The sequence below is a fragment of the Acinetobacter sp. genome (assembly GCF_041911495.1).
Taxonomy (GTDB): Bacteria; Pseudomonadota; Gammaproteobacteria; order Pseudomonadales; family Moraxellaceae; genus Acinetobacter.
Genome location: NZ_JAYROT010000076.1, coordinates 30,381 through 47,399 on the forward strand (window position 1 = coordinate 30,381; position 17,019 = coordinate 47,399).

11 protein-coding genes, 2 rRNA genes and 1 pseudogene are annotated in these 17,019 nt (G+C 39.6%); 8 read left to right on the plus strand and 6 right to left on the minus strand.

Going from position 1 to position 17,019, the window contains the following annotated elements:
- The first annotated feature begins 17 nt into the window (after positions 1–17).
- From leuA to ACE3PQ_RS10135, 8 genes and pseudogenes are all read left to right on the plus strand, one after another.
- On the plus strand, positions 18–1,712 hold the full coding sequence (leuA, locus tag ACE3PQ_RS10100) for a 2-isopropylmalate synthase (protein ID WP_374297492.1): 1,695 nt from the start codon (positions 18–20) through the stop codon (positions 1,710–1,712).
- Positions 1,713–1,944: 232 nt separating this feature from the next.
- The gene (locus ACE3PQ_RS10105; protein ID WP_374297476.1) at positions 1,945–3,147 is read left to right on the plus strand and encodes a homoserine O-acetyltransferase; all 1,203 of its coding nucleotides are present in this window, start codon (positions 1,945–1,947) and stop codon (positions 3,145–3,147) included.
- 2 nt (positions 3,148–3,149) lie between these two features.
- Entirely contained in the window at positions 3,150–3,743 is a 594-nt protein-coding gene (gene metW, locus ACE3PQ_RS10110; protein WP_374297478.1) for a methionine biosynthesis protein MetW, read from the plus strand.
- Positions 3,740–4,333 carry a tetratricopeptide repeat protein gene (locus ACE3PQ_RS10115; RefSeq protein WP_374297480.1) on the plus strand — a complete coding sequence of 198 codons (594 nt, stop codon included), beginning with the start codon at positions 3,740–3,742 and terminating at the stop codon, positions 4,331–4,333. The genes metW and ACE3PQ_RS10115 overlap by 4 nt, the downstream gene beginning before the upstream one ends.
- A 183-nt stretch (positions 4,334–4,516) precedes the next feature.
- The gene (locus ACE3PQ_RS10120; protein WP_374297482.1) at positions 4,517–6,052 is read left to right on the plus strand and encodes a TolC family protein; all 1,536 of its coding nucleotides are present in this window, start codon (positions 4,517–4,519) and stop codon (positions 6,050–6,052) included.
- 188 nt (positions 6,053–6,240) lie between these two features.
- Positions 6,241–7,227 (plus strand): annotated as a pseudogene (locus ACE3PQ_RS10125) (HlyD family secretion protein); the annotation flags it as partial.
- A 53-nt stretch (positions 7,228–7,280) separates the two neighbouring features.
- On the plus strand, positions 7,281–8,411 hold the full coding sequence (locus tag ACE3PQ_RS10130) for an ABC transporter permease (protein WP_374297494.1): 1,131 nt from the start codon (positions 7,281–7,283) through the stop codon (positions 8,409–8,411).
- On the plus strand, positions 8,408–9,496 hold the full coding sequence (locus ACE3PQ_RS10135) for an ABC transporter permease (RefSeq protein WP_374297484.1): 1,089 nt from the start codon (positions 8,408–8,410) through the stop codon (positions 9,494–9,496). Before ACE3PQ_RS10130 ends, ACE3PQ_RS10135 begins: the two co-directional genes overlap by 4 nt.
- A gap of 62 nt (positions 9,497–9,558) precedes the next feature.
- Here ACE3PQ_RS10135 and ACE3PQ_RS10140 read toward each other — a convergent pair whose 3' ends face one another.
- The 6 genes from ACE3PQ_RS10140 to ACE3PQ_RS10165 all read right to left on the minus strand — a co-directional run.
- A complete protein-coding gene (locus ACE3PQ_RS10140) occupies positions 9,559–11,328 on the minus strand; it encodes a dynamin family protein (RefSeq protein ID WP_374297485.1) in 1,770 nt (589 codons plus the stop codon).
- Complete coding sequence (locus ACE3PQ_RS10145; protein WP_374297487.1) at positions 11,329–13,302, minus strand: dynamin family protein; 1,974 nt, start codon at positions 13,300–13,302, stop codon at positions 11,329–11,331.
- A 29-nt stretch (positions 13,303–13,331) separates the two neighbouring features.
- Positions 13,332–14,249 carry a hypothetical protein gene (locus tag ACE3PQ_RS10150; RefSeq protein WP_374297489.1) on the minus strand — a complete coding sequence of 306 codons (918 nt, stop codon included), beginning with the start codon at positions 14,247–14,249 and terminating at the stop codon, positions 13,332–13,334.
- A gap of 18 nt (positions 14,250–14,267) precedes the next feature.
- Positions 14,268–16,349 (minus strand): hypothetical protein, encoded by a 2,082-nt coding sequence (locus tag ACE3PQ_RS10155; RefSeq protein WP_374297490.1) that lies wholly within the window; start codon positions 16,347–16,349, stop codon positions 14,268–14,270.
- Between the two features lie 241 nt (positions 16,350–16,590).
- Positions 16,591–16,705: ribosomal RNA gene (rrf, locus tag ACE3PQ_RS10160) — 5S ribosomal RNA — on the minus strand.
- A gap of 207 nt (positions 16,706–16,912) precedes the next feature.
- Positions 16,913–17,019 (minus strand): 23S ribosomal RNA (locus ACE3PQ_RS10165); the annotation flags it as partial.

Sequence of the window (17,019 nt, forward strand, 5' to 3'; positions counted from 1 at the left end):
TCAAAAGCGGAGCGCTCATCATGTTAAAAGATCCTAGCCAAAAATATCGTCGAATGTACCAACGTGTCGATTTACCCGATCGTCAATGGCCAAACAACGAAATTACACAAGCCCCGATTTGGATGAGCACCGATCTGCGTGATGGCAACCAAGCGATTTTCGAACCGATGAGCATCGAACAAAAATTCAAAATGTTCCAAATGTTAGTCGGCATTGGCTTCAAACATATCGAGATCGGCTTCCCTTCTGCATCGCAAGTCGACTTTGACTTTACCCGCAAATTGATCGAAGAAAATCACATTCCCGATGATGTCTATATCGAGGTCTTGGTGCAAGCACGTGATCACTTGATCGAGCGCACTTTTGAATCGTTAATCGGTGCGAAGCGTGCCATCGTCCACATTTATAATTCAAACTCACCGACTTTCCGTAAAAAAGTCTTGAATGTCGATGAGGCAGGTGCCAAAGCTTTGGCAATCAATGCAGCGACCAAAGTCAAACAAACTGCGGAAAAATATCCTGACACCGAATGGGTCTTCCAATACAGCCCTGAGTGCTTTACGGCAACAGAGTTAGAAGTAGCGAAAGATGTGTGTGATGCTGTCACTGAGATTTGGGAAGCATCTGCGGACAACAAAGTGATTTTGAATTTACCTGCAACGGTTGAAGTGTCTACGCCGAATGTCTATGCCGATCAGATCGAATGGATGCACCGCAACTTACAACGCCGTGAGGGTGTGATCATTTCTGTTCATCCGCACAATGACCGCGGCTGTGGTATCGCTGCTGCCGAACTTGCATTGATGGCAGGTGCGGATCGTGTCGAAGGTTGTGTGTTTGGTAATGGCGAACGTACTGGGAATGTCGATGTGGCAGCCGTTGCCTTAAATATGTACACGCAAGGTGTTGCGCCAAACTTAGATTTCTCTAACGTCAATGAAATCATTGCCACCATTGAAGAGTGTACAGGTTTGCCAGTGCACCCACGTCATCCATATGCAGGTGATTTGGTGTTTACTGCATTCTCTGGCTCGCACCAAGATGCGATCAAAAAAGGCTTCGAATTCCAAAAAGATGAAGCCATTTGGGATATGCCGTATTTGCCAATCGACCCAAAAGATTTGGGACGTAGCTATGATGCGGTGATCCGTGTCAACAGTCAGTCTGGTAAAGGTGGTATCGCCTACTTGCTTGAATCAAGCTATGGTGTGGTCTTGCCACGTCGCTTACAGATTGAGTTTAGCCAAATCGTGCAACAACATACCGATGCACATGGTACAGAGATCAGTGCCGATCAAATTTGGGAATTGTTCAAACAAACTTACATTTATACTGCTCAAAAATATTATCAAATTAAAAATTATCATTTGTCTGATCACAATGGTCGTCAAGCGGTTCAGTTTGAAGTATTGGCAGGTGGCGAAGTACGTCATCTCACAGGCGAAGGCAATGGACCAATTTCTGCGATTTTGGATGCGATTGCCCTACCGATCGACGTATTGAACTATGAAGAAAAAAGTATCGGTCACGGTGCCAATGCCAAAGCACTTGCGATGATTGAGTTGCAAGTCCAAGGTCAACCAATCAGCGGATTTGGTGTCGGGATTCATGACAATATCGTCACTGCATCCATCGAAGCGATCTTGGCATGTATCAATCGCATGATCGAAAAAGGTGCGATTGAAGCTGAACAAGTTACAGAAACGGCTTAAGGCAACTTCGAGAAACCACCTACGTCGGCAAATTTCTGCGTTGCGCCTTGCTCGCAATCCTCATGTATCTCATATACACTGCGGTTGCTGTGCGAGGTGCGCCTAGAAATTTACGCTACTCGCTAGTTTTTCGAAATTCCCTTCAATTAAAATCATTTAAAGCAATTTTGCTATGGAAGGATACCGATTTATTGGTATCCTTTTGCGATGAAGAGTTTATAAAGGAATCAGCGTGAGCTTTGCAAGTGATTCAGTCGGTATCGTCAGTCCACAAAAGTTTAATTTTGAAGAGCCACTTGAGCTTGAGTGTGGTCGAGTTTTGCCACGTTTCGAAATCATGGTCGAAACTTATGGGCAACTCAATGCCGATCGCTCCAATGCGATTTTGATTTGCCATGCGCTCTCTGGACATCACCACGCAGCTGGTTATCACCACGAAGATGATAAAAAAGCAGGTTGGTGGGACGAATGTATTGGCCCAGGTAAAGCGATAGATACCAATCTCTTTTATGTCGTCGCTTTGAACAATATTGGTGGTTGCAACGGCTCTACAGGACCAACCTCTCCGAATCCTGAAAATGACAATCGTCCTTACGGTCCAGATTTTCCACTCGTTACAGTACGAGATTGGGTCAAAACCCAAAAAATGCTCTCTGAGCGTCTTGGTATTGCGGTATGGCATGCTGTGGTCGGCGGTTCATTAGGTGGTATGCAAGCCTTACAATGGTCGGTCGATTATCCTGATGATTTGCGTAATTGTGTCATCATCGCAAGTGCACCGAAGCTCACCGCACAAAATATTGCCTTTAACGAGGTGGCACGTCAGTCAATATTGTCTGATCCTGATTTTCATCATGGGCGTTACCTCGAACATGACAGCTATCCAAAACGTGGCTTGATCTTGGCACGCATGGTTGGTCATATCACCTACCTGTCTGAAGAAGCGATGAAGCAAAAGTTTGGTCGTGATTTAAAACTTGGAAAATTCATGTACGGCTTTGACGTCGAGTTTCAAGTAGAAAGCTATTTGCGCTATCAAGGTGAGCAATTCAGCCGAAACTTCGATGCCAATACTTACCTGATCATGACCAAAGCCTTAGATTATTTCGATCCTGCACGTGAGTTTGGTGGCGATTTACCGAAAGCCTTAGCGCAGACTAAATGCCGATTCTTAGTCGTATCATTTACCACTGACTGGCGCTTTGCTCCTTCTCGCTCGCAAGAGATCGTCAAAGCACTCACGTCGAACCACAAGCCTGTCAGCTATGTCGATATCGAAGCTGAACAAGGTCACGACTCATTCCTATTCCCTGTACCGCTATACGTTCAAACCATGCGTAATTTCTTAACGAGCTCTTTTTCAAGCTCTACGCCTCGTGAACACAAGCCTGTTGAAGCAACAGCAGAACAACAAGTCACGGTACAAGGAGAATAAGCATGCGTTTAGATCAACAACTTGCAGAAAAGTGGATCAAGCCCAACTCTCGTGTACTCGATTTGGGTTGTGGCAATGGTGAATTGCTTGCCCATATGCAAAAAAAGCACAATGTTCAAGCCTACGGACTCGAAATTGATCAAGAAAAAATCGCGGTTGCCATTGGTCGGGGCTTGAATATTATTCAACAAGACCTTAATCTAGGCTTAAAACAGTTTGCAGACCAAAGTTTTGACTATGTGGTTATGGCACAAGCTTTGCAAGCTGTAGATACACCAGATGTATTACTTCGTGATATGGTGCGAGTTGGGCGAGAGGCGATTATCACCTTTCCAAACTTTGCCCATTGGAAAACACGTTCTTTCCTTGCTTTAAAAGGGAAAATGCCTGTTTCTGAAGCGTTGCCATACATGTGGTACAATACGCCAAATATTCACCTGTGCACCTTTAAAGATTTTGAAGCGTTGTGTGCAGAAAACAATATACGAATTATCAACCGTCTTGCTGTCAATGATAATCAGCAAGGCAGTTTAATTATGAAACACATGCCAAATTTATTTGGTGAAACAGCAATTTATAGAGTCAGTGCCCTATGAAAAAACTCGCTTTAAGTAGCCTTTTCGGCGTCCTTAGTGTTGTTGCGATGTCTACTCATGCCGAACTCATCAGCCAACAACCATCTAGTCAGTCTACTGTTGCACAGTATACGACCATGCCAATCAACCAGTTGGCTCAGACTGCACAAGCAGGTCAAGCACCTGCGCAATTTTTCTTGGCAGAGCGTTATAAACGTGGGCAAGGTGTTGCCAAAGATATGGATCAAGCCTTTGCGTGGTTTAAAAAAGCAGCCGATCAAGGCGTTCCTGCAGCACAGCTGAATGTCGGTCAAATGTATGCAAATGGCAATGGTGTAAAGAAAAACATTGACGCAGCAAAACAATATCTCATGAAAGCGGCCAAGCTTGGTGACAACCGAGCGAGCTACAATTTAGCAGTGCTTGAAGAACGTGCTAAAAACTATGTCGGCGCTTATCAATGGTATGAGCTATCGACACGTGATGGCATGCTCGACTACCGTGCCAAAGATATGTCTGAAAAGAAAATCGTGAAATTGGCTGCCAACCTGAGCCAAAATGACATGCGTCTTGCACGTGAGCGTGCTGACAGTTGGATTCAAGCAGACTAACTCTTTTTATTCACAACTTAGACACCATCAAGCCAATGCAAGTCATTGGCTTTTTTGCACTTAGGCATTGCCGATTTATTTTGTGTACAAATGATCACCGACTTATAAGTTTTATTAAACCTTTTTTTCTGATTCCAGCTTGTCATATACTGTGAGCATATTGACTTCCATTGCGTGGTTGCAATGCAACAAAAACTAATGAAATCACCTTATCCAAATTTATCATTTTCAAAACCGTCATTTTTTACACGACCAAAACGCTTGGTCTTGAGTATTGCCATATTCTGCAATAGCATCGTCTATGCAACGCCTTATAGCTTTGAGCAAGCCGAACAACGTGTTTTTGACGCCTCTTATAGTATGCAGTCGCAACGTGCACTACAACAGGCTAGCGAACTTGAAGCACAAGCAGTCAAGTATTTAGGTTTACCACGTGTCGATTTAAATGCACGAGCTTATGCGTTTCACGCTGAAACTGATGTGCCACTCAATCAATTTAAACAAGGCATTGAAGATCAGCTTTCGCAACGTGTCAGTGATCGAATTTCTGAACTTGAAAATGCAGGTGTGCCAAGTGGTGCATTAGATAGTGTGCAGTCGGGGATTAACAATATTATTCATGATGGGGTCAGCCAATTTCCAAACTACGCCCATCTTGAGCTCGAAGATGAAGTATTTCGCCCAACGGTTTCTGTGAGCATGCCGATTTATACTGGTGGCTTAACCTCCAGTGCAAAAGAAATCGCTAAAATTCGTGCCAATAGCAGTTCATTTAACCAGCAACAAACCGAAGATGCCCAGCGCTTCCAATTGATCACCTTATATTTCGATGTGCAACTTCAGCAACAGCTCCTTGCATCAAGTCGCAATAATCTCGATGCAATGCAACGTCATTTAGACAATGCCCTGAAGCTTGAGCAACAAGGTTTTATTAGTCGTGGGCAGCGCATGCAATTCGAAGTGGCTCGCAATAATGCCGATCGTTTGTATCAAAGCGCTCAGCGTCAATTGCAATCTAGCCAATATCAACTACAAAACCTCCTACACAGCATGGATACGGTTGAACCGAGCACACCCTTATTCGTCAATGAGCAGTCCGCTTTAAATTTAAATGAGTTGATGGAAAGCTATGCAGGCAATTCTCCACTGATTCAAAAATTGCAAAATGATACAGCCCTTGCACAACAGAAAGTCAAAATACAACAAGCCGCACAAAAGCCCAAAGTATTTGGCTTTGGTGAATATGCTTTAGATGACAAGGAGAATTGGATCGTTGGCGTGATGGCGAGCTATAACCTGTTTTCTGGCATTGATAAGCGCAAGCAAGTGCAAGCAGCACAGCTACAAAGCCAAGCCGCACAGCTACTCACCGAACAGAGTAAAATCGAACTTGCCAATGTGATTTATAGTAGTTATCAATCCATGCTCGGCGCACAGCGTAGCCATCAATTATTAAAAGACAATATGCGGGCTGCCGAAGAAAATCTACGCATTCAAACCCTGTCCTTTCGTGAGGATATGGTTACAGCGACCGATGTGATCGACGCTGAAAATAATATCAATGCATTGCATGCCGAGATTGCCACCAATGCTTATAAATATGTCATGTCTTTGGCGACACTGTTACAAAGTCACGGCTCACTCGATCAATTTCAAAATTTTATCCATGCACCTGATAGCGATAAAATTGTTACCACAGTTGCAGGAGGTACACCATGAACGATCAACCAAATGATGATGTACCGAGCAACGATGTTTCAGGCAATAATTCATCAAAAAGTAATTCAACAAGCAAAGATTCATCAAACAACGATGTATCCAATAATGGCGTAGAAAATAACGCACCGCAAAACCAGCCTGACGGTAATTTTTCTGAAAGCAATTTGAATGACAACAGCTCAAATGCACAGAAAAAATCAAAGCTGAAAAAAGCCATTGCTGTATTGGTGGTATTGATCTTACTGGGCTTGATTATTTTTGGACTATGGAAAAGCTATCAGCCAAAAACCATTAGCATTCAAGGACGTGTTGAAGCCGATACCATTCATGTCAGTAGCAAAGTGCCGAGTCGCATTGAACAGCTCTTTGTGCATGAAGGTGAGCAAGTGAAACAAGGTCAGGCGCTGATCAAACTCAGTAGTCCTGAAGTCGAAGCGAAAAAGCAACAAGCCCTCGCCTCACTTCAATCTGCGCTCGCATTACAGTCCACCGCAGAACGCGGCTCGCAACAAGAAAATATCGACACGCTCTACGCCAACTGGCAAAGTGTCAAAGCGCAAGCAACACTGGCAGAAACTACCTATCAACGTGGACAGACCTTATATCAACAAGGTGTGATCTCTCGTCAGCGTCGTGACCAAATGCACGCCGCAAATATTTCTGCCAAAGAACTGGCGGAAGCATCGTATCAACAATATGCCCGTGCCGAACGTGGTAGCACCACACAGCAAAAATCCTCTGCCGACGCACAAGTAGAAATCGCTCGTGCAGCAGTGAGTGAAGCCAATGCTATGGAAGCGGAAACCTTACTGCATGCACCACAAGATGCCACAGTGTCGGAAATCTATGGTGAAACCAGTGAGTTGGTGGTGATGGGCGTACCGATTATCAGCCTGCTGACAGATGATTATTGGGTCAGTCTGAATGTGCGTGAAGATCAATATGCCAATGTCTATAAAAAGAAAAGCCTTGAAGGCTATATTCCTGCGCTAAATCAAAAAGCGACTTTTTTAATCAAAACCATTGATGCTGAAGGTGACTTTGCCACCATTAAGACCACACGTCAGACAGGTGGCTATGATATTCGTAGCTTTAAATTGCATCTTGAACCTGAGCAAAAAATCCCTGATCTCAAAGTCGGCATGAGCGTAATCTTTGAAGTTAAAGGACAATAAAGCGTTGAATTTTGATTCAAATTCGATAGCGCATGGCGATAGGTAAAACATCAATGTGGACTGCACTCAAGCGTGAACTGAATTATTTGATCACTCATCCGTGGGATCTGTGTTTGGTGACGTTGGTGCCTACTTTTTTGATCATTGTATTTAGCGCCATGTTTTTAGACGGCAAGCCTGAACATTTACCCATAGCCGTCATTGATCAAGATCATTCTGAACTGAGCCGAACCATCGAGAAGCATTTGGCACTCAATCACACCATTCACATCGAGCATGGCATTGAACGGATTGACCAAGCCGAAGATTTGATTAATCGCACTAAAATTTGGGGCTATGTGCATATTCCCGATGGTGCGGAGCGCAATCTGGTGCAGGCGCAAGACCCACAGATTAGCATTGCGTATAATCTGTCTTTTTTCTCTATTGGTAATACGCTGTCTACAGCGGTATCGCTTGCGACCGTGCAAGGCATCGCCAACTACATGGGCAATGCATACTTAGAAAATAGTTTGCCCTATGTCGAAGCGCCCACGCCAAATGTCAAAATCTCGCCTTTATTTAATCCAACGCTAAGTTATGAATTATATCTTGAGCCGTTTTTAATTCCTGCGATTATGCACCTATTGTTGTGCTGTTGTGTGGCGTTTAGTGTCGGGCAAGAACTCAAATATCAGACTGTCAAAACTTGGCTCGGCGGACACAATATTTTCGCCATTTTATTCGCCAAGACCATGCCATATATCCTGATCTTCTCATTATGGACGTGGGCGTGGATGTTTTGGCTGACGGAGATTCGTGGCTGGTCGATTGCAGGATCATTGTGGTTATTATTGCTTGGACAATTTTTATTTTACGCTGCATATGCCCTGCTTGCTGTCTGCTTGGTTTTAGGAAGTAAAGATTTACTCAAAACCTTTGGCTTGATTGCAGTATATGGCGGATCGTCCTTGAGCTTCGCTGGGGTGACGTTACCGCTGAATAATGCACCGACCTTTACTCAATTTTGGTCGTACATCATCCCCTATACCCCCTATGCTAGATTGCAGACTGAGCAATGGGTCGTCGGTAGTCCAATTACCACCTCACTAGAGCCTTTTGGCTTGTTATTGCTCCATTTTTCAGTGTTCTTGATTTTTGCCCTGTTGCTGATCAAAAAAACAAAAAAAGAGGTCAGCACATGAAATCTTTTTTTTGTTATTATCTGCAAACTTTTAAAAATATTGCCAAAAATCAATCGGTGCTAACCACCATGATTTTATCAGTAATTTTTTACAGCTTTTTCTATCCAACAGCCTATGAAGGACAACATGCCGAGTCGTTACCGATTGTGATCGTCGATGAGGAGCAAAGTCAGCTCAGCAATCAAATCATCACGCAAATTCAGAAAAGCCCCAATGTGGAAATTCGTGCCGTCACTGCGAATTTTTTAGAGGCAAAACAATTGGTTCAGGAACAACAGGCCGATGGGATTCTGTTGTTGCCGAATAATCTCACCAAAAGCATTCGACATGGTGAAAATGGGGGTATTGGTATTTATCTGAGTGCGGCATATTTCCTGAAAACAAAGCAAATTGGCGTGGCTATTGCTGAGTCTGTGGAATCAACATTGGCTGAATATGCCGATAAATATGCCAATATCAGTGCCTTTGAGCCGAGTATTCCGATTCATCAAATTCCCTTATTCAACACTTTATCGGGTTATGGCAGTTATATTTTTCCTGCGGTGGCACCTGTGATCATCCATCAGACCATTTTTTTGGGTTTATGTATGCTGATCGCAGGCTACCGAGAGTCGAATTGGCGACCAGAGCCGAGTGAGTTTTGGGCGCTTTTTGCTGTAGCGCTCACCATTGGGAGCTTGGGCTGTTATTACCTATTTGGCTTTACCTTTTGGCTGTATGACTACCCTCGTGGCGGGAATTTTATTGCGATGCTTTTTACCGTGCCGATCTTTGTCGCGTGTGTTGCTGCGATGGGGATGTTTTTATCGACATTTCTTGATATTGCTGAACGTGCGGGGCATGTGATTGTGGTGAGCTCGGTGCCTTTATTTATTTTGTCTGGGATTGCTTGGCCACATTCATCCATGCCATTATGGATTTCCTCTATCGCCACCGCACTGCCCTCTACACATGGTGTTATGCTCTTCGTCAAACTCAATCAAATGGGCGCAACTTTGTCACAGGTGGCTGAGCATGTATGGTTCTTAGCGATCATGGCGATGGTATTTTTAGCTTTGGCGTATTATCGTTTGCACAAACGATAATACGTCATACATAGACATCAATTTCAATGACGATGATGTCTATGACATTTAAAATATTAGACTTATAAATCTCTTATGTAATTTTCCGTCGCAAACATTTGATCACGGAATTGGTGAATATCATAACCTCCTAACATTCCTTTCACATATTCATGTTTAAGTAAATGAATATCAGATTCAATTTTTTGATGATAGGTTTTAAGTAGTTCAGAACGTACAGTATCTTGAATTTGTTTACTTAAGCGTAAAATTTCAACCTGTAAGGCATCCTGATTTTTCTTGTTTTGGAAATAAGCAAACCCACTACCCAAAACAGCTCCACAAACTACAACAGGTAATGCAATAGCACTCACTGCAGCACCCATTGTCACTGCTGCCGCATTTGCACCAAGTACCGCTGTATAACCTGCAGCCATAGTACCAGCTACACCAGCAAACACGGTTGCTTTCATTGTTGTGTTTATCACATCATACGTTTCATTCAGTTCAGGTTTTACATCATAATCAAACATTGCATATGTTTGCTGTAAAAGTAATTCTTCATTTGATCTAAACTCAGTGAAACGTTGCTTACTTTTTTGTTGGATGTTCGTCACTAATGATTTCATGGATGAAAAATAATAAGGTTGTACATGATCATGAATAGTATCAATTTGCTGATTAACAATTTGATCTAAGACTGATTCTTGCATCGCCTGTACTTTGCTAAATGGATTAGCCAAAGTATTTTTTAGATTTTGCATTTTCGTATGAGTAGCAGGATCATTTTGCTGATGTCCCAAAAGAATAGCTTTAATTTGCTGTTGTAATGCCGAGTTTTGACAAATCTCTGTACATTGGCTATCTACTTGAGAATTAATCTCAGATATCAGCATTTCTTTTTCAAACTCTAAATCCTGATCAAAAGCAGATAGATCTGCTAATTTATGTTGCATCTGTCGAATAATTGATTCATGCACTGCTTTTTCAGCATAGTGTAAAGCCTCTAATGATGATTCGACACTGTCTTGCTTAACATCCTTTGCTTTATGACTTACTTGTTCTTTGAGATACGTTTTAAATTCCTCAAAATATTCAAAGTACTCATCATTTTGTTGGCTAGAATGCGCAGATAATGCAAAAATTTCAGTAAAATACTCACCTGCATGACGATTAACGTATTTTATTAGACGCTCAGGGCTAGTGTCTACTTCATCTATTTTACTAATGACCGCAATGATTGGTTTACCCAGTTGAGCTAAATTTTCAACCTCTTGCATAATATCAGTTTGCCCAAGATGATTCGCATTCAATACCCAAAGCGCAATATCTACATCCTTAAGAACACTACGTGTTAATTGAGCATTCTGCTCAGTTACTGTAGCTAATCCAGGTGAGTCGACTAGCAATAATTCACGAAAATCATGCTGCTTAGTACGAACTTTGATACATGCAATATCTTTAGCTTTTTCGAGATTTTCTTGGTTTGTAATGCTTAAAACGGATTGAACATTTTCAAATGGAATGGTTTCATTTTGATCATTATGATATTCAATACAGGCACTGTCCTCAGATCCATAACCAATTTCCCATAAACTGGCAGTTGCCTCTAAAATATTAGTCGGTGAAATTTCTTGCCCAACTAGCGTATTAATCAGCGATGACTTTCCAGCTTTCACCTCACCAATAACAAATACTTTAAGTATTTGTTGTAAATTATCAATAATATTCTGTAGACGTTTCGGATGATTTTCTGCATCGAATTGTACTAATTGCTGTAAAGGCTGATGTATACGCAAAGGTGACTCAGAAAACTTATTCTTTAAATTAAGACATTTAGTTAAAGTATTCAATTACTTCCTCCCTAATATGAAATCTTGAAAATGAATACGGTCAAACTTTTCGTGTTTCATTTTTTCTAAATCGTGAAAAACTTTAAATATTTCAGAACATTCGTTTCTAGGTAGATATAAATGACTAAATTCCTGATTTAGATGATTGATTAAATTTTTTTGATGCTGTACAAATAATTTATCAATAAATTTGTTAATATTCGCTTGGCAATCATTTGAAATTGTTTCTAGTTGTTGGTTAAACCCTTCTTTTGCTTTATCAACACGACGGCTCTTGCTCCATAAAAAGCCAATAGCTGCAGCAGCGATCCCAATTGGACCAAGTAGAAGCATTGCAACGCCAGCCGCTGCACCACCTATCATAATACCTTCAGCATCGGAGCTACTAAAATCAATAGCTTGATTTTTATAGATCTCTCCGCCATGATCATGAGCCATAATCGTTGAAGGTTTTAATTGGCTAATTAAACTAAATCTTTCAAAAGATTGACAGATATGCTGATATTGTTGTTGCCCATATTTTACTAAATCAGTTGATTTATCACGCTGAAACTTAGAAAGCATTGTTTGTAATTCATCAACAATAAAGATTTGTTTCTGAACAAAAGAAGGTTTATCCGCTTCATTTTCCAATTCAGTATATGCTTGAGCATGCGTATAAATATTATTTTGGACTTTTTGACTATAGCTGTTAAAAGTTGACGTCCAATCCTTAGTATACTGTTCCTTTAAGCGCTTTAAATCGATTAGTATTTTTTGATGATAACTATCATAAGTTTCAATGTCTTGCTCAAAACGTTGTAGGAATGACTCACTATCTTGTAAATGCGTTTCTATCAAACCTACAAAATTTTTTGCTTTACCTTCAATTCGAATACTAAAAGCATTGTCATAAAAGAACTTCTGAATTTTGTTGAGCAACTCCAGATAGCCAGATTGATTGATCAGCGCTTGGTCTTGATTTTTTTGTCCTTGAAGGGCTTCTTTTGCAGAACAAGGTAAAACATCCAAGAAATATCCAGCAAAAATTTGTTTTGCAGAGTTTACAACTCCAGCAACGGCTTGCTCTCCACCTGATGAGCGAACTTTATCAATTTGACTCAATACAGCAAGCATATTTTCACTTTTTTGGCCGACATGATTTAAACTTTCAGCTAATTGATCCAATACTTGTTTGGGTTTATTTGCCGAAAGTGTTGTACTATCCAATAACCATAAAATTCCATCTGCCTGATGATAAAAATCACCGACGTGCTCACCATGCTTACCGTTATGGCTCTGCCATAGCCCAGGCGTATCCACGATACTAAACTGATGCAATATGGAATGCTCAGGTAAATCTGGTAAACCCCATTGAATTTCTTTTATATCAGAGCGATATAGTAATTTTTCTTCAAGTTCTTCACGTAGCTTTTTCTTTTCCTCAATCACGTTTAAAGTCTTCGATAACTGACGGAATTGTTTCTCTACTTCATCCTCACTATCTTCACGTTTAAGCTCTTCTTGTTCAATAATTTTTTTTGCATCATCAATACTTAACTTTTTTTCTTGCCCACTTCTATATTTAATGATTGCTTGAGTAGCAGATGGCACTGCGTAGAAAAAGTCGGTTTTCCATGTCTTTGGTAAAACATCAACATCAGCAACTCTACTACCTACAAGTAAGTTTAATAAAGATGATTTTCCTACTTTCCCCATTCCCATAACATACAAAACAAATGGATGATTCATTGATTCACGGAGTAACTGCAACTTAGTTATTAGTTCTTGTAAGTTAGCAACTTGTCTAGTTAATAAATTTTCATCATGGAGTTTTTGCTGTTGAAGTTGCTGAATAAAGCCTTTTATGATCACAATACGTTGATCTAAAAATAAAAATAGAGCATCCTTATCCTTTAAGTTTTTTTCAGCATTTAATTCATTTGCAATTGTATTATGAAATTGATTCCATAACTCAAAGGATCTGGTTTGCATAGACGAATTCATAGTGTTTCCCTGATCACTTAACCAATAAAATGAAAACCAATAATGAAAACTAACAATGCCAACACTGCCCAAATACAGTTTTGTTGAAGAGTTAAACGCTTTTCTAGTTTTTGTTCTTGTTGACTTAGTTGAGTATTTACACTTGTATTCAAACGTTCACCAAAGGTTTTCATTTTTGTCATCAAGCTTGCTGCATTTTGTATTGAATTTGTCTTTAATGCATTATGAGCCTCTTGGACTGTCTGCACATTAGCATTAACCTGTTGCTCTAATTGGCTTTGCAAGGTCTGCATTTGTAATAGCATAGAATGGTGTAACTGATCTAACTTTTCCTCAACATGTGAAATTTTTTGCTGAATTTCACTCTCTGTTTTATTTAATACTTGCGCATACTGCTGATTACTCTGATTGAGCTGCTTTATTAAACCATCTAGACCTTGTGTAAATTTTTCTAATTGAACTGCTACAACAGCAGCTTTTTCAAGTGCTGGTAATGTTTCCAATAGATCCTTTTGAATAGGATTGATGACATCATTTAAGATTTTTTGTGTTGCTTCAGCAGCCACAGAATCTAGTAATTCATGCTTATTTTTAATTTCAGTGGAATGTTGCTGCAATTTTTCTACAACTTGTTGAGCACCAGATACAGCTTGAGCAGCTTGAGATAATTCAGGGCTAAGCTCATTCAACTGTAACATTACAGGTTGAATAGTCTGATCTAAAATCTGATGAGTTGTCGTTTCTACAATTTTTTGCATATCGACATACTGTTGCCCTAGTTGATGAGCATATTGCTGAATTTTACTGATTTCTTTTTGAGATTCATTCAGTGTTTTGCTTAGTGGTTCTACACATTGCTCTATGACACCAGAAGAAGTGGTATTCACTAATTCCACAAATTGTTGATATAAGGGGTTATTAACTTGAGTATTCATAATATTATCCAATTAGCGTCATGAAGGTTGAGATAGTGTCAAACCATCTCTAGATGTAGTTTCTGGGTTTAAAGCGTAATATTGATAAAGTTCAAGTTCTTTATTTAAAAGCTGTAAATAATTTTTTAATTTTGGATGATAAAACTGATTGGAATTTTCAAGACAAATCCAACCTGCTTGTACTTGATGAGCATAGCTCTGATTTATCAATTGCTTTAAATAAGATTCCAACTCATTAAATCGATTTAATTTTTGTTCATGTAAGAATTGGAAATGTAATAATAAAATTTCCTCATCCTTATTTGAGTGTTCATGATTTAAAGCGGGTATATGATATGCCTTTAAATCTTCTTCATACAACTTGTGCCGTATCGGCAAAATTTCTTTTACAAAAAGCTTAGCTAATTCAATCAACTGATACGAAACTTTCTTTGCTTGTGCTACGACATAAGGTTTGAGTAATTGATCTGATTGTGCTGAAGCGAAGATATTCCCAAGAAAAGCACCCACAGCACCACCAACCATAGCTCCTATAGGACCTGCTATGATCGCACCGCCCCAAAAACCAATATTTTTACCAGCCAAGACTCCAGAAACTTTTGCACTAGTATCAACTATAGTGTGTAAAGCTGCATCCTTAGCTTCGTAACCTCCATGTTCATATAAATGATAATGGCGTTTAGACGATACGAACAGAGCAAGAAATGGTGTTAATACACTCTCTTGCATTGAACCAAATTGATCTAAATGAGTGACAGAATCGGCTAGAACCGTCTGTACTGTTTCATGTGATAAATCATAATCAATAATGACATTTGGATGATCTTTAAAATATTCTGCCATTTCACTATTAATAATGACTGGGATATCAGGATGATTGTTTAAGTGTTGTTGAATATAACTTTCACTAGTAGTGCACTTCACTTGCATTGGTTGACCATCTACAAGTAAGTCATATCCCATTTGATTCGCTTTTTCAGGAAACACAACATGATGACCTTGAGCTTTTAAATGTTCAGCCACTTGCTGCTCAGCAACATAACCAGATAAGCGTGTAAGTGCACCATCACTCAAAGTACTTGCCTTATCCTGCAAATCAAAAAAATTAGTTGGATGATCTGCTGAGGAAAATCCTAATGCTTGTAACACTTCCGGTTGAATCTGAGAGTAGTTCCATAAACTAAAAGCAGAGATGATTCCTGCTTGAAGTACACTATCATTAATTTTTAATTGTTTATTTAGCACATAATGTAAGCGCTCATTCAGATGATGATGAACATTAAAATATTTCTTAACCTCATCAGGTGAGAGACCTAGCGGAGCAGATCTCACTAAATCGTTATAATAAGGAAGTTCAGCATTCCCTCCAAAAAATTTATTTGATGTGTTATAACTTAATCGTTGTAAACCACCCAATAATTGTGATGTTGCTCCCGGACTAGAAAGTGAATTAAACTTATATAGAGTCAATTTTTCATTAATTAGTGTTTGGTACTGTTTATATTGACTTTTGTTATGGGATGAGTATTGATAATTTAAACTTTGAGCCAGCTCTATATCTTTAACATTATAAGAATATTGTCCATCTCTTTGAATTAGAAGATCTATAAAACTTCCCAAAGCATCCATATGCCGTTCTATTTTATGGTGTTTAGTGCGTGTTAGATTTATCTTTTGATAGAAGATAGCTTTACTATATTGCTTATTTCGTGTTAGAGCTTTAATCAGATATTCATTAAGTTTTGTGCTTTGATAAACACTCACCATTGAATCGAGAATTTTTTCAGAGTCAGGTAAAAAACCACGATCCTCAAGAATAGAAGCTATATACTCATATTCATTTATTTTAAAAATATTGTATTTTAAGGCCTGTAAACACCACTGTTCAGCCCAACCATTATTCTTACTTATTTGGTCAACTATATGACTTCTGCTCTGATTCTCCAATAAACAAAAAATAATATTATGTAATAAGGTACAAGCTTCAGCATTGTTTTCAGGATTAGGGAAACGCCAAATTTTGTGCTCTTCCAATAAAATTACTTTCTCATACTGTTGCCAATGATTTGAAATTTCTTTTTGTGAGAAAAGAAGCATCATTTCAATAATACTTAGATCATTGCGAAAACGTAGAAAAGTTAACCAACGATTTTGAAGTAATTTAATCGTGAACATAAAATCATTTAAAATCTTTTATTAAAGCATACAATTAATTGCAAAAAAAAACAATTTTTTCAATAAATATTATTGAATCCGCATGATAAGTATTAGTTATTTGATCCGAATCAATCCTTGCCAATAAAACCCCCCACCTAATAAGGTGGGGGGTTTTGAAATTAAAAGCTGGCGATGACTTACTCTCACATGGGTAACCCCACACTACCATCAGCGCTAAGTGGTTTCACTTCTGAGTTCGGGAAGGGATCAGGTGGTTCACACTTGCTATTGTCGCCAGCAAACTGTTATGACTATGCTTTGGTCTTATTCGCTGTGTACTTTGTTATGTACTTCGCTTGCCATTGCTTTGGTCAAATGAGTGTATTAACAGTAAAAATTGAGTCGTGCATTGTATTTAGCAATTCGTTCTGAATCAAGTTATTTATGACGTTTATGTCATTGGTATGAATCGATTCTTGCATATTCAACAACCACTTGGGTGTTGTATAGTCAAGCCTCACGAGCAATTAGTATTGGTCAGCTTCACACGTCACCGTGCTTCCACATCCAACCTATCAACGTCCTAGTCTCGAACGGCTCTTTAGTGGACATA